The sequence below is a fragment of the Phaeobacter sp. 11ANDIMAR09 genome, assembly GCF_001294455.1.
Taxonomy (GTDB): Bacteria; Pseudomonadota; Alphaproteobacteria; order Rhodobacterales; family Rhodobacteraceae; genus Pseudophaeobacter.
Genome location: NZ_LIKT01000032.1, coordinates 23,211 through 39,358, shown reverse-complemented (window position 1 = coordinate 39,358; position 16,148 = coordinate 23,211). Strand labels below are relative to the sequence as shown.

The window sequence follows — 16,148 nt, the reverse complement described above, 5'->3', positions numbered from 1 at the left end:
CACGTCTTTGCTGCCGCCATCGGGTGCAATGAAGCCGAAGCCTTTGGTCGAGTTAAACCATTTTACGGTGCCTGAAGCCATATCCGTAATCTCCTAGTAAGATGCTGCCCGCGTTGGTGCGGCAGCCCGGCGTGGTAGGTCTGGATCGATAGACTGAACGCCGTAAACAGGAGACAGTGGGTCGAAAAAGAAAAACGTAAGCGTCGCTTATATGCCTCCGAAACGGCATTTTTTCAAGGGTGAATCTAGCAGTATGACTGGCAACCACGACTGCGGGGGCAGTATTTCGCTTGAAAAACCAGGTGCACCCGCGCGTGGATCTGAAGCCCAGCCTCGGTATCATCCGAATCTCACGCGCCCCCAAACTCAGCGGCCTGCTCCGTTTTGTGGCGCCTTGGGCCTTGCAGCACCTGGGGGCTTTGCGCCTATATGCGGCAAGCGCAAAGGATCCGGCACATGAATGACGACAGCATCAGCGAGATCGAGCACCTGATAGCCTTGATGGCGAAACTGCCTGGTATGGGGCCGCGGTCGGCGCGACGCGCAGTTCTGCATCTTATTCGCAAACGATCCCTACTTCTCACGCCGCTGGCCGACAGCCTGAGCCAGGTCGCTGCCAATGCGCGTGAATGCCTGAATTGCGGCAACGTCGGCACCCGCGATATCTGTGGCATCTGCACCGATGAAACCCGCGCCAATGGAGAGATCTGTGTGGTCGAAACTGTCTCGGATCTGTGGGCGATGGAACGCGCTGCCAGTTTCAAGGGGCGCTACCATGTCCTGGGCGGCACCCTCTCGGCGCTGGATGCCATTGGCCCAGAGGAGCTGCGGATTCCCCGGCTGGTAGACCGGGTGGCCAGCGAAGGCATGCGGGAAGTCATTCTGGCTCTGAACGCCACCATTGATGGACAGACCACTGCGCATTACATCGCGGATCAACTGGAGGGGCAGGTTCAGATCACCACACTGGCGCAGGGGGTGCCAATTGGCGGCGAGCTGGACTATCTGGACGACGGCACGATCATCGCAGCCTTGAACGCCCGCAAGCAGCTGTAAAGGCCGGGCATAGCTCTCTATAGTCGGGAACTGCTGAGCCTGGCCCCGACACAAAAGGCCACACCCCTAGAGGCATGGCCTTTGGAATTGCACAGCGTATGGACGCTTTAGAGACGTGGATCGTCAGAATTGTCTTCGTCGTCTGACTCATCCGTATCAGGCAGATTAAAGAAGCTATCCGCATCAACAACAGGATCTGCGCTGGGACGTTCACTGTCACCCCCCAGCGTAAAGGTCTCCAGACCTTCAATCCCGGCGGGGATTTTGGGTTCGGCTTCCATACCAAGCGACTGCTCGGTCGAAACCAGTTTCCGGCGCTCGTCATCGCTCATCACGCCACCTTCGGCGGCTTTCTTGGCCGCAGCCTTTTGCACGATGGAATCCAGCTCAGACTGTTTACACAGGCCCAGCGCAACCGGATCAATTGGCTGCATGTTGGAAATGTTCCAATGGGTGCGTTCGCGGATCGACTGAATGGTCGGCTTGGTGGTGCCCACCAGTTTCGCAATCTGGCCATCCGACAGCTCAGGGTGGAACTTCACCAGCCAGAGAATCGAATTGGGCCGGTCCTGACGCTTGGACAGCGGTGTGTAGCGCGGACCACGGCGCTTTTCTTCGCCCGCAGCTGCCGCGTTGAACTTGAGCTTCAGCTTATACAGCGGATTGGCTTCGGCCTGGCTGATCTCATCCTGGGTCAGCTGGTTGTTGGCGATCGGGTCAAAGCCCTTAACCCCAGCAGCCACATCGCCATCCGCAATCCCCTGAATTTCCAACTCGTGCATGCCGACGAAATCCGCGATCTGCTTGAAGCTGATCGTTGTATTGTCCACCAGCCACACAGCGGTCGCCTTGGCCATCAATGGTTTTGCCATGAGCTCATCTCCTAAACCTACATCCTGCCCCAAAATACAACTTTCCCGTCGCCTGAATTAGGCTGCCCCGGTGGTTTGGGGTCGGTTTCCATTGTCGGGGAACTTCAGTCCTATATAGTCGCGCTGTTTTCATAAGGAAAGAGGCGATGCACAGGTTCTTGTTCGCAGCAATTTTGACCCTCACCGGGTTTCTCGCCCCAGCCGCTCAGGCAGATGGCGAGAAGGCAGGTGAATTCGACTATTACGTATTGGCGCTCAGCTGGTCGCCCAATTGGTGCGAGATCGAAGGCGATGCCAAGGGCTCAGATCAATGCGATCCGCGCCATGATTTTGGCTGGACCCTGCACGGGCTCTGGCCGCAGTTTCATCGCGGCTGGCCCAGCTATTGCAACACGCCCGAGGCCCCGCCCCGGCGGAGTGAAACCGCCGAAATGGCTGATATCATGGGAACTCCCGGTCTGGCCTGGCATCAGTGGAAGAAACACGGCACCTGCTCTGGTCTGGCTGCCCATGCCTATCTTGACCTCTCCCGTGCTGCCTATGACGGGGTCAACCGGCCACAGATTTTTCGCAAGCTTGACCGCGCGGTGACCCTGCCTGCGGCTTTGATCGAAAAGGCCTTTTTGCAAGCCAACCCGCAGTTTGACGCCGACAGCGTGACCGTCACCTGCCGTGATCACCACATTCAAGAGGTGCGCCTGTGCCTGTCAAAGGATATGCAGCCGGTGCCTTGCGGCCGCGATGTGATCAAGGATTGCAGCCTGACCGACGCGCTGTTTACACCGATACGCTGACCCTTTGCTGCCACGCCCTGGCAGGGGCACAGGGAATCGCTTCTTGAGCCAAAAACAGACCCTAAGAAGCAAAAGGCGCGCCCGAAACCCGAGCGCGCCTTTGGTGTTTCTATCTGCTTTCAGATCAGTCGCTTTCGCCAGCGACCTTGAGAACGATCTTGCCGATATGGCCCGAGCTTTCCATCCGAGCATGGGCCGCAGCGGCCTCTTTCAGCGGGAATTCACTGTCCATCACCGGCGCCAGTTTGCCGGCCTCAATGAGTGGCCAGACCACTTCCAAGAGATCCTGGGCGATACGCGCCTTAGCCAGATCGCTTTGTGGGCGCAGGGTCGAGCCGGTGACGGTCAGGCGGCGCGCCATGATCTGGGCAAAGTTCAGCTCGGCCTTGGGACCGGACAGAAAGGCGATGTGAACCAGGCGGCCATCATTGGCCAGGGTTTTGATATTGCGAGGAATATAGTCTCCCCCAACCATATCGAGGATCAGGTCAGCACCACCTTCAGCCCGTAGCACTTCGACAAAATCTTCATCCTTGTAGTTGATCGCACGTTCCGCCCCGAGATCCAGACAGGCCTGGCATTTCTCCGCCGATCCAGCGGTGGTAAAGACCCGCGCGCCCAGCGCCGAGGCCAACTGGATTGCAGTCGTCCCGATCCCCGAAGATCCGCCATGCACCAAAAACCGCTCGCCTGCTTCCAGCCCGCCGCGGGTGAAGACATTGGACCAGACGGTAAAGCAGGTTTCTGGCAGGCAGGCCGCCTGTTTCAGGCTCATCCCAGCAGGAAGTGGCAGGCAATGTGCCGCCGGGGTGGCTACGTATTCGGCGTAGCCACCGCCAGGAAGCAGGGCACAGACGTGATCCCCAATGCTGAGCCCGGTGACACCAGCGCCCAGCGCCATGACTTCGCCCGCCGCTTCCAGACCCGGCAGATCGCTGGCGCCGGGGGGCGGATTATAGGCCCCTGCCCGTTGCAGGGCGTCCGGGCGATTGACCCCCGCATAGGCCACTTTCAACACCACCTGGCCATGCTCTGGCACGGGCACCGGGCGCTGGGTAAGGGTCAGAACTTCCGGCCCGCCGGGGGTGGAGATTTCAATAGCACGCATCATATCGCTCATACAGGGGATCCTTATTGTCTTGGACCGAGGGTGCAGCCCGGCCCCTATCCAGTTTTGCAGGTATCGTGACCGACCAGCCGGGCAAAGCCCAGCCCGATCTTGCGTCACATCGCGCGACGCTTCGCCCTAGAAAACTGCGCGGTCAGCGCTGTCGGCCTGGCATATCATCCTGACCCGCAGGCGGTTTGATCTGCGACGACAGCCACTCCGACCCCGCCATCAGCGGTTTCAGCAGAGGGTTCTTGCGCATATCTGCCTTGACCTTCTCGAACTGCATCACATTGTCGATGCGCCGATCCAGAAACTCCCAGGTCGCCTGATGGTCGGGACTGTCATCCCCGAGCCAATACAGCAGCGTCGAGGAATAGACCCCCGACAGGATGGTGCGCTTGCTGTACCAGTTCAGGTCGTCCGATGTGTCGCCCAACGCGGCCCAAATGGCGTCACAGGTACCCCACAGCGCCTTGGCTCCGGTAGCGGCATGTTGCGGCAGGGCAAAAAGCGTCACCCCACGACGCACGGCTTCCTTGTCCTCGGTCACTTCCAGCCGATAGCGGATCATAGCGGCGATTCGGTCGCGGAACCGCAACTCGGAAAGATCCGTCTCGGACAGACGCGCCAACATCATCTGATCACCGCGCCGGTGATAGGCCAGCGCCAGATCCACAGCGCCGCGTGGACAAAGCGCCTGCGCCAGCACCGGATTGACGCCGCTGTCAGAAACCGCGGCGTCAAATGTTGCTTTGGACCAGCCGTCAAACACCACATGCAGCAGGGCTGCATCCAATAGTTGGCTCACCAGATCGCTGGAAGGGTCTGACTGGTTGTGCTGGCCGCTCATGGGGGTCTCCCGGAATTGAAATGTGGGCTCTCCCTGTCAAATAGGGAGTCGCGTCTTGATATCACAGTACTAGACAACAAACAGGAGCTTTGCTATATGGCCCCCTCCTGCAAATCCTTGCAACTCTATCTAGAAAGGTGGTGAAAACCACATGCAGGTTAGTGTTCGTGACAACAATGTCGATCAGGCGCTCCGCGCTCTGAAGAAAAAGCTGCAGCGTGAAGGCGTCTTCCGCGAAATGAAGCTCAAGCAACATTTCGAAAAGCCGTCCGAGAAAAAAGCGCGCGAGAAAGCTGAAGCGATTCGCCGTGCCCGTAAACTGGCGCGTAAGAAAGCACAGCGCGAAGGTATGCTCTAAGCTCCTTCTATCCGCCTTTTGGCTTCCAGTCTTTTCTGGACACAAAGTTGATGACCCCCGCGCCCTGGGCTCGGGGGTTTGTCATTTCCGGGCTGCCGCCTGGTGCTGAACTTCATTTTTCTAAAAAATTCAGTATATTACACATATTCACCTGAGCCATCCAAAGGGGCGCATCATGCGAATTGACAGGACCGGGCGAAAATATTCACCCGCAACTAAACTTTAACGTGTATTTCCCCACAATCTCCCCTAGGATGTAATTGCTGGGCGGCCCCTTGGATTCCCGCTCATGTGCTTGCAGCCGGATTTGGAACACCCGGCTCTACCCGAGGTGACATCGCGTTCGCTATTTTTCACAACGCGCCTTGCCCCCCTGCGCTAAGGCATGTGTCACCTCGGGACCCCAAGCCCTTCACTTTTCGCTCGCTCTTTTGACGCATCTCCTGCCTCACAGAAATTGGCTCCGGCCATGCCCCTTTCCCCAAGCTGACGATCAAATCCCTTCGGATGTCCAGGCAACGGGAACCGACAGCGCCCCGCGAAAGGCCCAGCCGCCAAATTCGGCATCACCATCAAGACGCAGATCCTGCATCGCTTCAAAAAGCATTGGCAGGGCCACCTGGCCGATCAATGCCTTGGAGATCCATGCTCCGGCACAAAAATGCGGCCCGGCGCCAAATGAAATCGCGCGTGAGCAATCCTGCGTCAGGTCAAACGCATCAGGTCGTGCAAAGACCCGCTCGTCCCGGTTGCCAGAACCATACATCAAGAAGACCCGATCGTCGGGGTGCAATGTCACCCCGTGCAATGTGTATTCTCGTGCCACCCGTCTTGGGGACATGCCAATCGGAGAGATCCAGCGCGCGTATTCCTCAAAGGCCTGCAGCCAGCTGGCCCGCCCCGACTGGACCTCCGCCAGCTGGTCAGGGTGACGCAGCAAGGCCCAGACCGTCCCGGCAATAGCATCGCGCGGTTCGTTCTGCCCACCAGATATGGCGAGTTTGATATTGGCGCGGATCATATCCTCCGACAGCCCCGCCCTATTCTGCACAGCCAAAAGAGACAGCTCCTGCATCTCTGCGGTCTGCGCCAGTTTAGCCGTGATACAATCGTCGATTTTCCTCGTGGCCTGATGGCAGCGGCGCTCGACCTCGGAATCGCCTGCATAGTTGGCACAGCCATCAATCATGTGTTGGCTCACTTGATCCATTTCCTGTGCCGTCAGATTGGTCAGCCCGGTGATCCGCCTCAGCGCCTCGCCCGAGACCGCCATCGCATAATCGCGCACCAGATCGCAGCTTCCCTTGGGCTCTAACTGCACCAGTACATCCTGCGCTAGGGCCCGAAATTGTCCCAGCCAATGGTCGCGCACCGTTTTGGGAGAAACCGCGGGAAACACCGCCCGGCGCTCGCGCATATGCGCTTCCCCGTCCTTGCGCATCATGTTCTCCCCCATCAGCTGAACCATCAGCCCCTCGGGCTGTTCCGAAGAAAAGATCTCGACCTTCTTTTCTTCGCAAAATATATCGTCGCGGCGGGTGATCAAATGCGCCTGAAGCTGCGGCACAAAGACTACTGGGGCCTGCGCCCGCATCTTGGCCAGGTCGGGGTAAGGATCCTGCCAGAACCGTTCCAGATCGATATCGTAGTGGTCCGCTCGCGCCATCACAGCCTCCCCCTCGTGTCACTCCGCAGTCACTGAAGGATCTTCGTGTTGATATGTCAACACATACATCTTAGGATGCGCCCATGAGCAAAACCCCTCCCCTGTCCGATGAGATGTTTCTGGTCACTGCGGATGGCAGCCCGGATGACCCTGCCGCCCCAACGCTGAGCCTGCGCAACAGCCCTGTGGTGCTGGTAACCTTCGCCGGAAATCGGCTGACCCGGGAAGCAACCCGCGCCTATCAGGCGGAATTTGGCATCGGCGTGATGGATTGGCGCATGTTGGTGATGATGACACGCAGCCCTGGCTGCTCTGTGGCCCAGGCCGCACGCCTCACCGGCATCGACAAGGCTGCGGTCAGCCGTTCCCTGCACCGGCTCGAAAGCAATGGGCTGGCACAGTCCCAAGCCTCGGGCGGGGATGAGCGGCGCAAATCCTGGCGCCTGACGCCACAGGGCCAGGACCTGCACAGCCAAATTCTACCGCGCGCCCTCGAACGTCAGAATGCCCTGCTGCAAGGATTCTCTGAGGATGAAATCACCCAGTTCACCGCCTATCTGCAGCGCTTTTTAGGCAATATCGAAACCTCAGATTAGATCGCTGCCGCGCTGTGCCCTCAGGCACAGCGCCGGGCCCAACACTGTGTGCCCTTCATCAGAAGGGCGCTAAATTGGCGGGAGCCCCCCCCCTTTCCTATTGGCGCAGATATTTGACCGGGGGGTTAGTAGATCTTGGGCACATGCAGCTCATCCGGCAGCACCCGGCGCTCATAGTCGGGATTGTATTCACGATCCGGCAAGGACACCTTCTCGCTTTCAACTTCGCTATAGGGGATCTTGCTCAGCAAGTGTTCGATACAGTTCAGACGCTCGCGCTTCTTGTCGTTGCCCTCGACAATATACCAGGGCGCTTCGGGGATATTCGTGCGCTCGAACATCTCCTCCTTGGCCTTGGTGTATTGCTCCCAGCGGATGCGGCTCTCCAGATCCATCGGCGAGAGCTTCCACTGTTTCATCGGGTCATGGATGCGCATCATGAACCGCAATTGCTGCTCTTCGTCGGTAATCGAAAACCAGTATTTCAGCACGATGGTATTGGAGCGCACCAGCATGCGTTCAAATTCCGGCACATCTCGGAAGAAGTTCTCTACCTGCTCGTCATCGGCAAAGCCCATGACCCGCTCAACCCCGGCACGATTGTACCAAGAGCGGTCAAACAGCACGATCTCTCCGGCCGAAGGCAGATGCGGCACATAGCGCTGAAAATACCACTGGCTTTGCTCGCGTCGGCTGGGCGCAGGCAGCGCCACCACCCGGGCCACCCGGGGATTGAGCCGCTGCGTGATCCGCTTGATCACACCGCCTTTGCCAGCGCTGTCACGCCCCTCCATGATCACCAGTACCTTGGCGCCGGTCTCCACCACCCAGTCCTGCAGCTTGATCAGCTCGGCCTGAAGGCGCAGCAGATTGCGGAAATAGACTTTTCGGTCCAACATCTCGGGGTGCTGTTCGCGGTAAATCTTGCGCAGCTCCATCGACAACATCGGTTCGGCGAATTCAATTTCGATATCCTCGTCCAATGTGTCCTGAAGTTCCGCCTCAAGCCAATCATAAGAGACGGAGTCGATGTCGCTGGTCACGGGCCTATTCCTTTACTGTGTTGTCGGTGCGGACCTCACTACTACGCCAGTGTGATCCTTTGATGTCACGCGCAGAAATCCTGCCAGATCGCGACGTTTCGGCAAAGCCGCCGGGCCAATGAAGGGCACACACAGCAGATCGCCATAGCTCAATGGAAGCCTGTTTACGCCCAAGGTGCAACCGCAATTTGCGCAGTTGCGACATCCGGGCACCACCGAAGATCCCCCTGCGCAAAAAATAACCGGAAGCTATCTCCGCGCTGCCGCAAGGATCAAATCCGAGGCCTTTTCACCAATCATGATACTGGGGGCATTGGTATTGCCGCTTGGGATAGTCGGCATCACGCTGGCATCGGCCACTCGCAGACCTTTAATCCCCCGCAGGCGCAGATTTGCGTCCAGCGGCGCGGCCTCCTCCTGGCCCATATGCACTGTACAGGTCGGGTGGAAAATCGTGGTGCCGATCTCCCCGGCCGCCTTGACCAGATCCTCCACCGCGTCCGAAGCGTTGCCCGGCTTCATCTCCTGCGGCCCATAGCCCTGCATCGCAGGCTGGGCCATGATCGCGCGCGCCTGGCGAATGGCTGCCACCGCCACCTGTCGGTCGCCCTCGGTCGACAGGTAGTTCGGCGCGATCTCGGGCGCTTGATGCGGATCAGGCGAAGTAATCCGCACGGTGCCACGGCTTTCCGGGCGCAGGTTGCAGACACTGGCGGTCAGGCCGGGAAAGTCATGCAGCGGCTGACCGAAGGCCTCCAGCGTCAGCGGCTGCACGTGATACTCCAGATCCGGTGTTGCCAGATCCGGGCGCGAGCGCGAAAAGGCTCCCAGCTGGCTGGGCGCCATCGACATTGGCCCCGAGCGTTTCAGCGCATATTCCAGGCCAATTTTTGTCTTGCCCAACATTGAATTCGCCAGGGTATTTAGCGTCTTACCCCGCTCCAGACGCCAGGCGCAGCGCAGTTGCAGATGATCCTGCAGATTGGCGCCCACGGCGGGCATATCCCGCTCAACCGCGATGCCGCACTCCTGCAACAAAGCGCCCGGCCCCAGGCCGGATAGCTGCAGGATCTGCGGCGAATTCACTGCCCCGGCCGACAGCACCACTTCGCCGCGCGCCCGCGCCTGATGCGTACTGCCGCCTTTGTCATATTCGACGCCAACAGCGCGCCCACCTTCGATCAGGATGCGGCGGGTATGGGCCTTGGTTTCGACCTTCAAATTGCTCCCCGTGACGGTTCGCAAAAAGGCCTTGGCCGTGTTCATGCGCCAGCCCGCGCGCTGATTGACCCGGAAATAGCCAACGCCCTCGTTGGTGCCGGTGTTGAAATCAGTGACCTTTGGCATCCCCCAACTGGCGGCAGCCTCCATCCAGTCGTCCAGCACATCCCAGTGCAGGCGTTGGTTTTCCACCCGCCATTCGCCGCCTGCCCCATGCATCTCCGAGGGGCCTTCAACATAGTCTTCGGATTTCTTGAAATAGGGCAGCACATCTTCCCAGCCCCAGCCCGCCAGCCCACGCTGGCGCCAGCCGTCATAATCCGCCGCCTGACCACGCAGATAGAGCATCCCATTGATCGAGGAGCAGCCGCCCAGCACCTTGCCACGGGGGTACAGCAGGCTGCGCCCGTTCAGGCCAGCTTCGGCAGCGGTGCGATACATCCAGTCGGTTCGGGGATTATCGATACAATAGAGATAGCCCATGGGGATATGGACCCAGTGGTAATTGTCCTTGCCACCCGCTTCGAGCAACAGAACCCTATGGCCTGCTTCGCTCAGTCGTTTGGCGACAACGCATCCGGCGCTGCCCGCGCCCACCACGATATAGTCCCACTCCATTGCAATCTCCTGCCTCAATCCCCTAGCAACAGACCACAGATGCGCCAGGCACGACAGAGGGAAATCTGCAAAACCCATTTGCTCTCAGGGGCTTGCGCACGCCATTCTAAACCGGCAGCGCGGTAGTCTTGAAGACAGTTCGCAGGGCAAAACTCGATTGCATCTGCGCCACCCCAGGCAGGCGTGTCAGGTGCTGGCGGTGGATTCGGGCAAAGTCATCCGTGTTTTCGGCAACCACCTTGAGCAGATAGTCCGCCGAGCCTGCCATCAAATGACATTCCAGCACATCGGGAATACGCGCCACCGCACGCTCAAAGGCATCCAACAACTCATCCGCCTGGCTTTGCAGGGTGATCTCGACAAACACCGTTGTGGGCACCGCCATCTTGCGGGCATCCAACAAGGCAACGTAGTCTTTGATATAGCCGTCAGTTTCGAGCCGCTGCACCCGTCGATGACAGGCCGAGGCTGACAGGTTGACCCGTTCGCTCAGCTCGGCATTGGAAATACGCCCCTGCCGTTGCAGCACCTGCAGAATCCGACGATCCGTGTTATCCAGAGACATTTGTTCAAAGTTCCTTGCTAGATCTAGCCTATTTATGCGAAGAATCTTCGAATGTCATGTTTTTATTCTGCTCATAAAAGCAGCATCTCTTTTCAAAACTGCGTCAGACTGACGCAAAGGAAACGGAGGAGAGATCATGAAAATCGGTTGCCCCACAGAGATCAAGCCACAGGAATTCCGCGTTGGCATGACACCCGACGCTGCCCGCGAAGCAGTCAATCATGGCCATCAGGCCCTCATTCAAAAGGGCGCCGGCATGGGCGCTGGCTTTACCGATGCGGATTACATCGCCGCCGGTGCTGTGATCCTCGACACTGCTGAAGAGATTTTTGCCACTGCCGACATGATCGTGAAGGTAAAAGAGCCTCAGGCGGTTGAGCGCAAGATGCTGCGCGAAGGTCAGCTGCTGTTCACCTATCTGCACCTCGCTCCCGATCCAGAGCAGACCCATGACCTGCTGGAGAGCGGCTGCACCGCCATCGCCTATGAAACCGTGACTGACGACAGGGGCGGGTTGCCGCTGCTGGCACCGATGTCCGAAGTGGCTGGTCGTCTGGCCCCGCAGGTGGGCAGCTACACCCTGCAAAAGGCCAATGGCGGTCGCGGTGTGCTGATGGGCGGCGTGCCCGGTGTGGCCCCGGCCAAGGTTGTGGTCATTGGTGGCGGCGTTGTGGGCACCCATGCGGCCAAGATCGCCGCTGGCATGGGCGCGGATGTGACCATCCTGGACCGCTCACTCCCCCGTCTGAAATATCTGGACGATGTCTTTGGCCGCGACTTCAAGAACCAATATTCCACAGCGGGCGCCACCGCCGAGCTGGTCCGAGAAGCCGATATGGTGATTGGCGCGGTGCTGATCCCCGGTGCCGAAGCGCCCAAACTGGTATCCCGCGCACAGCTGTCCGAGATGAAGCCCGGCGCGGTTCTGGTGGATGTGGCCATCGACCAGGGTGGGTGCTTTGAAACCTCCCGCGCCACCACCCATGCCGATCCGATCTACGAGGTCGATGGCATCATGCACTACTGTGTCGCCAATATGCCCGGCGCGGTCGCCCGCACCTCGACCCAGGCGCTTGGCAATGCCACCCTGCCCTTCATGCTGAACCTGGCCAACAAAGGCTGGCGTCAGGCCTGCGAAGATGACCCGCATCTGCTCAATGGTCTGAACGTGCACGCCGGCAAGCTGACCTATTACGCGGTTGGCAAGGCCCTGGGGCTTGACGTGATCTCCCCGAGCTTGGCGCTGAAATCCTGATCGCAGCGCTCAAAAGCTCCCCGCCCGCCAGTTCCTCCCGACTGGCGGGCTTTTTTGTGCCCGAAAGGCCCTAAACACAGCGCAGGATACAAGGGCGGGAATTTTCCCCTAGCCTTAAGGTATATTTTGCACTCCCCTTAAGTCGGCGCATCCATGGGGCAAGATCCTAAAAGACGCCGACAACAACAGGGGAAAAACTATGCTTTCAGAATTCAAGGACTTCATCGCCAAAGGCAATGTGATGGATATGGCCGTTGGTATCATCATCGGCGCGGCCTTTACCGCCATTGTCAAATCCATGGTTGGGGATCTGATCAACCCCATCATCGGGTTGTTCACGGGTGGCGTTGATTTCACCAATTCCTATATCGTGCTCTCCGGCGAGGTTGCGGCGGGCGCCAGCCTGGAAGCCGCCCGCGAAGCCGGGGCTGCGGTCTTTGCCCATGGTGCCTTTATCATGGCTGTCATCAACTTCCTGATCATCGCCTTTGTCGTCTTTATGCTGGTGCGCTACGTCAATCAGGTGAAAGAGGCAGCCGCCCGCAAGGAAGAGGCAGCCCCTGAGCCAGAGGCTCCGGCAGGCCCCAGCGAGTTGGATATTCTGATGGAAATCCGGGACGCTTTGAAAAAATAGATCCCCTAACAGAGAGGATGACACCTGGCCTCCCTTGCCTTTAGGGGGGCCTTTTCTTGCCGCTCTCCCCCTTGCCGGACCCCATTCGGATGTGCTTCATCCGCGCAAAACCACAAAACCGGAAGAGAGACACGGATATGGAAGACATTATTGAACAGGGCTTTGCCTATTGGCCCATGGTTCTGAACGGCTGCAAGGCTCTGGCGGTTCTGATCATCGGCTGGATGGCGGCCGGCATGGTGAGCCGCGCCATTCGCAATCGGATCAATGCGACACCCGAAATCGACGCCACCCTTGGCAACTTTGTCGCCAGCATGGTGCGCTGGGTGCTGATCGCCGTTGTGCTGATTGCCGTGCTGGGGATCTTTGGCATCGAAGCCACCAGCCTGGTGGCCATGATGGGTGCCGCCACCCTGGCCATTGGCCTGGCGCTGCAAGGCACGCTGAGCGATCTGGCGGCTGGCTTTATGCTGGTGCTGTTTCGCCCCTATAAGATCGGCCAATATGTCGACATCGGCGGCACGGCAGGCACGGTCAAGGATCTCAACCTGTTTGTGACCGAGCTGGCAACCCCGGACAATGTGCAGATCATCATTCCCAATGGCCAGGCCTGGGGTGCGGTGATTACCAATTTCTCGCATCATGAGACCCGCCGGGTCGATCTGGTCTTTGGCATTGACTACGGCGACAGCGCCGATGCGGCCAAGGCGATCATTCTGGAACAGGCCGCTGCGGACGGCCGCATCAAACAAGACCCAGAGCCCTGGGTGCGCGTGACCAATCTGGGCGACAGCTCGGTGGATCTGACCACCCGCATCTGGGTGGATGCTGCAGATTATTGGGAGGTCAAATTTGCCATGACCCAGGCGGTAAAAGAGGCCTTTGATGCCAAGGGCATCTCGATCCCCTATCCCCATACTGTGGAAATCAAACGCGAGGCCTGAAGAGCGGGTCAAAGGTGACGGGGGGCTCCCGCCCGTCATCGGCTTTTTTCAAAAACCTCTTCCCGTTGGGCCCAGCACCCCGCCATTGGCGGGGTGCTGTCACGAAAACGGCGGGCGACCGCCCAGATTTGTCACACCATCCGCATCCGAAAAGGCCCAGCGAGATGCCAAAAGCTGATAGCTTCGATGATCCCAGCCGGAGACATCGCGCTGAAACCGTGAGCGCCAGGCACCTTCCACGTGCACAGGCAGGCGAATGGCATTGATATCCGGCGACCGGGCGCCCACCTTTGCCGCCGACTGAGTTGCATGCGACAGCAGGGTTTGCAGCCGTTTTTCAACAGCCAGGGCATTCTTCGCCCGCCGACCCGCAAAAATCACAAAAACTTCTTGCTTGTCATTGAGATACCCACGCACCACCAGATCCCCACGGCTGCTGCGTTTAAAATGCGGCACCAGGGAGATTCGGAACTGACCGACATCCTTTTTGAACAGTCCCCTGTCCTCGCTCTGAGGCGAAATTTGATTGGGCGCGCGTCGACGGTTCTGCATAGGTATCGTCCGTGGGAGCCCCGGTGGCGGGACCCAGCAAGTGGTGGGAAAGAATGTGCTGGGGCATATTCTAGGCTTGTCCCGTTAACGAGTGGTTTGCGCCACGCTAATGAGGCTCAGTCGCGCAGGCCCTTTTGACGCGCCATCACCAAGATCGTGTCATCAAAATATCGCCCCTCACCCGAGGTTTGGTAACCCTGTTTGGCGGCAACCTGCTGTGACGCCGCATGTTCAGGGGCAAAAATCGCCACAGTCTGCGTCCAGCCCTGGGTTTGATCGGCCCAGTGATGCATGCAGCCGACCGCCTCGCTGGCCAGGCCGCGTCCATGAGCCTGCGGGGCAAGCACCCAGCCGGCCTCGGGAACATCCGGCAGCGGCGGCGTGATCTCGCGGCGATAATTGGCAAAGCCAACCTCGCCCAGGAATACGCCACTGTCGCGATCACAAACAGCCCAGTAGCCATAGCCCATGGCCTGCCAATGCCCCAGATAGCGCAGCAGCCGCGCCCAGGATTGTTCGCGACTGTTGGGCGTTCCGCCAATGTATTTCACCACCTCCGGATCCGCCCAAAGCGCTACAACATTCTCAAAATCCTGCACCCCGTGGGGGCGCAGGATCAAGCGGTCGGTCTGCAGGACCGGCGCAGTCATGCTGGCAGGGTGCCTTTGAGCACATAGGTCAGGATCTCCACCACCTGGCGCGGCGCATCCGCCACGGCCAACGCGGCGGCATGGACCTCTTTCAGGGCGTGCTGATGCTCGGGCTGGCTGAGCACGATGATAGATTTGCCCAAGGCTGCCGCATAGCCCGCATCAAAGGCGGCGTTCCACTGTTTGTACTTCTCACCAAAGCGCACCACAACGACATCGGCCTCTTCCAGCCCCTTGCGAGTGCGGATGGCGTTGAGCTTCGCTCCTTTGTGGTCATGCCAGAATTTATTGTCCTCAGCCCCCATAATCGCCACACCACAATCGTCACTAGAAGCGTGGTCTGTCACCGGGCTCTGAAAGCTCACATCCAACCCCTTGGCGCCATCGATGATCTGCTCACGCCAATCGGTGTGGATCTCGCCGGAAAGATAAACTTTGAGTGTCATGAATGTGGTTCCTTTTGTGCAAATCTCAGCCTGAGTTGGACAATGGATAGACCGGATCCGGGGCTGAGACCAGCCACCCCGGGCCTGTCCCACCGCGAGAATATTACTCGTCAATCGCGACTGTCGAGGATGGGGACCCGTCGAAGGTTTCCGCCAGATCAACAGTGGTGGGTGTCCCCATTCTACCAAATATCAGGATCTCTTAAGGCTGGGACACATGCGCAACGACCTTGCAAGGGGGCCAGTGCATCATCATTCAAGGACTGCCCGATCCAACCCTCAGGAAGACTAAGTGGCAATGGCGATGCGGCGTCAGCTTCACTAAGCGCCATGAACCCAACCTGGCCGTAAAACGCCGGATCCCCATAGGTGATCACCACATCAACTCCGTCCGCACGAAGTGCAGCAAGCGCATGGGTCAATAGCGCCTGCCCAACGCCTTTGCCTTGCCACTCAGTCGCGACGGCCATGGGCGAAAGAATAAAGACTTTGCGGGGGTCATCCGCATAGGTCAGGCGGGTGAAAATGGCACCACCAGCTAGCTCTGCGTTTTCGATGCCGGTAAAAACCTGGATGTCCTCGGATGGGGTGTCGCTCAGCAAATTACGCACCAGCCTGCCGATTACGCGGCCCTCCTCCGCTCCCTCTGAGGCGGTGAAAACTGCCTCAAACAAGCCGCTGATCCGTTGCTCCTCCCCGCCTGTTCCCTTCAAAAACTCCACTGGCTCAGATCCCTCTCCAGAATACGTCTTACTCAAAATGGCAGGCAATGCTGATCCGCGCCCCCTGTCAAGGGCGCACTCTTCGACCCAATGACCGAAGACCGAAGACCGAGAGCAAACTTAGAGCACCTGCGGGCAGGAATCAAAAAAGGCGCGCCCCTTAGGGCACGCCTTCTTATCACATACTGTCAGCAA

At 58.9% G+C, this 16,148-nt stretch carries 19 protein-coding genes; 7 read left to right on the top strand and 12 right to left on the bottom strand.

The window, feature by feature from the left end:
* Positions 1-81: cold-shock protein (locus AN476_RS19845; RefSeq protein ID WP_172684865.1), on the bottom strand; the 81-nt coding region annotated here is incomplete at its 3' end.
* Between the two features lie 375 nt (positions 82-456).
* On the opposite strand from AN476_RS19845, the gene recR reads away from it, so the two are divergent.
* Positions 457-1,056, top strand: a complete 600-nt coding sequence (gene recR / locus AN476_RS19840) for a recombination mediator RecR (RefSeq protein WP_054463506.1) — start codon at positions 457-459, stop codon at positions 1,054-1,056.
* 107 nt (positions 1,057-1,163) lie between these two features.
* Here recR and AN476_RS19835 read toward each other — a convergent pair whose 3' ends face one another.
* Complete coding sequence (locus AN476_RS19835) at positions 1,164-1,928, bottom strand: DUF1013 domain-containing protein (RefSeq protein ID WP_054463505.1); 765 nt, start codon at positions 1,926-1,928, stop codon at positions 1,164-1,166.
* A 146-nt stretch (positions 1,929-2,074) separates the two neighbouring features.
* On the opposite strand from AN476_RS19835, the gene AN476_RS19830 reads away from it, so the two are divergent.
* On the top strand, positions 2,075-2,722 hold the full coding sequence (locus tag AN476_RS19830; RefSeq protein WP_054463504.1) for a ribonuclease T2: 648 nt from the start codon (positions 2,075-2,077) through the stop codon (positions 2,720-2,722).
* A 124-nt stretch (positions 2,723-2,846) separates the two neighbouring features.
* On the opposite strand, the gene AN476_RS19825 is transcribed toward AN476_RS19830, so the two are convergent.
* Complete coding sequence (locus tag AN476_RS19825) at positions 2,847-3,842, bottom strand: NAD(P)H-quinone oxidoreductase (protein ID WP_054463503.1); 996 nt, start codon at positions 3,840-3,842, stop codon at positions 2,847-2,849.
* Between the two features lie 142 nt (positions 3,843-3,984).
* Positions 3,985-4,683 carry a COQ9 family protein gene (locus tag AN476_RS19820; protein ID WP_054463502.1) on the bottom strand — a complete coding sequence of 233 codons (699 nt, stop codon included), beginning with the start codon at positions 4,681-4,683 and terminating at the stop codon, positions 3,985-3,987.
* A gap of 151 nt (positions 4,684-4,834) precedes the next feature.
* On the opposite strand from AN476_RS19820, the gene rpsU reads away from it, so the two are divergent.
* Positions 4,835-5,041: a 30S ribosomal protein S21 gene (rpsU, locus tag AN476_RS19815; RefSeq protein WP_008207378.1), complete on the top strand. Its 207-nt coding sequence runs from the start codon at positions 4,835-4,837 to the stop codon at positions 5,039-5,041.
* 493 nt (positions 5,042-5,534) lie between these two features.
* Here the strand turns inward: rpsU and AN476_RS19810 are convergent, their stop codons facing one another.
* Positions 5,535-6,707 carry a cytochrome P450 gene (locus AN476_RS19810; RefSeq protein WP_054463501.1) on the bottom strand — a complete coding sequence of 391 codons (1,173 nt, stop codon included), beginning with the start codon at positions 6,705-6,707 and terminating at the stop codon, positions 5,535-5,537.
* A gap of 83 nt (positions 6,708-6,790) precedes the next feature.
* On the opposite strand from AN476_RS19810, the gene AN476_RS19805 reads away from it, so the two are divergent.
* A complete protein-coding gene (locus tag AN476_RS19805; protein ID WP_054463500.1) occupies positions 6,791-7,303 on the top strand; it encodes a MarR family winged helix-turn-helix transcriptional regulator in 513 nt (170 codons plus the stop codon).
* Between the two features lie 125 nt (positions 7,304-7,428).
* On the opposite strand, the gene ppk2 is transcribed toward AN476_RS19805, so the two are convergent.
* From ppk2 to AN476_RS19790, 3 genes are all read right to left on the bottom strand, one after another.
* Positions 7,429-8,346, bottom strand: a complete 918-nt coding sequence (ppk2, locus tag AN476_RS19800; RefSeq protein WP_054463499.1) for a polyphosphate kinase 2 — start codon at positions 8,344-8,346, stop codon at positions 7,429-7,431.
* 249 nt (positions 8,347-8,595) lie between these two features.
* Positions 8,596-10,185 (bottom strand): GMC family oxidoreductase, encoded by a 1,590-nt coding sequence (locus AN476_RS19795; RefSeq protein WP_054463498.1) that lies wholly within the window; start codon positions 10,183-10,185, stop codon positions 8,596-8,598.
* Between the two features lie 106 nt (positions 10,186-10,291).
* On the bottom strand, positions 10,292-10,750 hold the full coding sequence (locus AN476_RS19790; protein WP_054463497.1) for an Lrp/AsnC family transcriptional regulator: 459 nt from the start codon (positions 10,748-10,750) through the stop codon (positions 10,292-10,294).
* Positions 10,751-10,886: 136 nt separating this feature from the next.
* Between AN476_RS19790 and ald the strand changes: the two genes are divergently transcribed.
* The 3 genes from ald to AN476_RS19775 all read left to right on the top strand — a co-directional run bounded on the left by ald (position 10,887) and on the right by AN476_RS19775 (position 13,583).
* Positions 10,887-12,005: an alanine dehydrogenase gene (ald, locus tag AN476_RS19785; RefSeq protein ID WP_054463496.1), complete on the top strand. Its 1,119-nt coding sequence runs from the start codon at positions 10,887-10,889 to the stop codon at positions 12,003-12,005.
* A gap of 199 nt (positions 12,006-12,204) precedes the next feature.
* Positions 12,205-12,639 (top strand): large conductance mechanosensitive channel protein MscL, encoded by a 435-nt coding sequence (gene mscL / locus AN476_RS19780; protein ID WP_009809900.1) that lies wholly within the window; start codon positions 12,205-12,207, stop codon positions 12,637-12,639.
* A 137-nt stretch (positions 12,640-12,776) separates the two neighbouring features.
* Positions 12,777-13,583, top strand: coding sequence for a mechanosensitive ion channel family protein (locus tag AN476_RS19775; RefSeq protein ID WP_054463495.1), 807 nt, complete (start codon positions 12,777-12,779; stop codon positions 13,581-13,583).
* A gap of 99 nt (positions 13,584-13,682) precedes the next feature.
* On the opposite strand, the gene AN476_RS19770 is transcribed toward AN476_RS19775, so the two are convergent.
* From AN476_RS19770 to AN476_RS19755, 4 genes are all read right to left on the bottom strand, one after another.
* Positions 13,683-14,135, bottom strand: a complete 453-nt coding sequence (locus AN476_RS19770; RefSeq protein ID WP_054463494.1) for a hypothetical protein — start codon at positions 14,133-14,135, stop codon at positions 13,683-13,685.
* Positions 14,136-14,251: 116 nt separating this feature from the next.
* Positions 14,252-14,785, bottom strand: a complete 534-nt coding sequence (locus AN476_RS19765) for a GNAT family N-acetyltransferase (RefSeq protein WP_054463493.1) — start codon at positions 14,783-14,785, stop codon at positions 14,252-14,254.
* Complete coding sequence (locus AN476_RS19760; protein ID WP_054463492.1) at positions 14,782-15,231, bottom strand: YtoQ family protein; 450 nt, start codon at positions 15,229-15,231, stop codon at positions 14,782-14,784. Before AN476_RS19760 ends, AN476_RS19765 begins: the two co-directional genes overlap by 4 nt.
* 182 nt (positions 15,232-15,413) lie before the next feature.
* Complete coding sequence (locus AN476_RS19755; RefSeq protein WP_253279944.1) at positions 15,414-16,001, bottom strand: GNAT family N-acetyltransferase; 588 nt, start codon at positions 15,999-16,001, stop codon at positions 15,414-15,416.
* Positions 16,002-16,148: the final 147 nt, after the last annotated feature.

Bases quoted from the DNA above. Each gene is read 5' to 3' on its own strand.
- recR (WP_054463506.1), top strand. From the start codon at position 457: ATGAATGACGACAGCATCAGCGAGATCGAGCACCTGATAGCCTTGATG.
- AN476_RS19835 (WP_054463505.1), bottom strand. From the start codon at position 1,928: ATGGCAAAACCATTGATGGCCAAGGCGACCGCTGTGTGGCTGGTGGAC.
- AN476_RS19830 (WP_054463504.1), top strand. From the start codon at position 2,075: ATGCACAGGTTCTTGTTCGCAGCAATTTTGACCCTCACCGGGTTTCTC.
- AN476_RS19825 (WP_054463503.1), bottom strand. From the start codon at position 3,842: ATGAGCGATATGATGCGTGCTATTGAAATCTCCACCCCCGGCGGGCCG.
- AN476_RS19820 (WP_054463502.1), bottom strand. From the start codon at position 4,683: ATGAGCGGCCAGCACAACCAGTCAGACCCTTCCAGCGATCTGGTGAGC.
- rpsU (WP_008207378.1), top strand. From the start codon at position 4,835: ATGCAGGTTAGTGTTCGTGACAACAATGTCGATCAGGCGCTCCGCGCT.
- AN476_RS19810 (WP_054463501.1), bottom strand. From the start codon at position 6,707: ATGGCGCGAGCGGACCACTACGATATCGATCTGGAACGGTTCTGGCAG.
- AN476_RS19805 (WP_054463500.1), top strand. From the start codon at position 6,791: ATGAGCAAAACCCCTCCCCTGTCCGATGAGATGTTTCTGGTCACTGCG.
- AN476_RS19795 (WP_054463498.1), bottom strand. From the start codon at position 10,185: ATGGAGTGGGACTATATCGTGGTGGGCGCGGGCAGCGCCGGATGCGTT.
- AN476_RS19790 (WP_054463497.1), bottom strand. From the start codon at position 10,750: ATGTCTCTGGATAACACGGATCGTCGGATTCTGCAGGTGCTGCAACGG.
- ald (WP_054463496.1), top strand. From the start codon at position 10,887: ATGAAAATCGGTTGCCCCACAGAGATCAAGCCACAGGAATTCCGCGTT.
- mscL (WP_009809900.1), top strand. From the start codon at position 12,205: ATGCTTTCAGAATTCAAGGACTTCATCGCCAAAGGCAATGTGATGGAT.
- AN476_RS19775 (WP_054463495.1), top strand. From the start codon at position 12,777: ATGGAAGACATTATTGAACAGGGCTTTGCCTATTGGCCCATGGTTCTG.
- AN476_RS19770 (WP_054463494.1), bottom strand. From the start codon at position 14,135: ATGCAGAACCGTCGACGCGCGCCCAATCAAATTTCGCCTCAGAGCGAG.
- AN476_RS19765 (WP_054463493.1), bottom strand. From the start codon at position 14,785: ATGACTGCGCCGGTCCTGCAGACCGACCGCTTGATCCTGCGCCCCCAC.
- AN476_RS19760 (WP_054463492.1), bottom strand. From the start codon at position 15,231: ATGACACTCAAAGTTTATCTTTCCGGCGAGATCCACACCGATTGGCGT.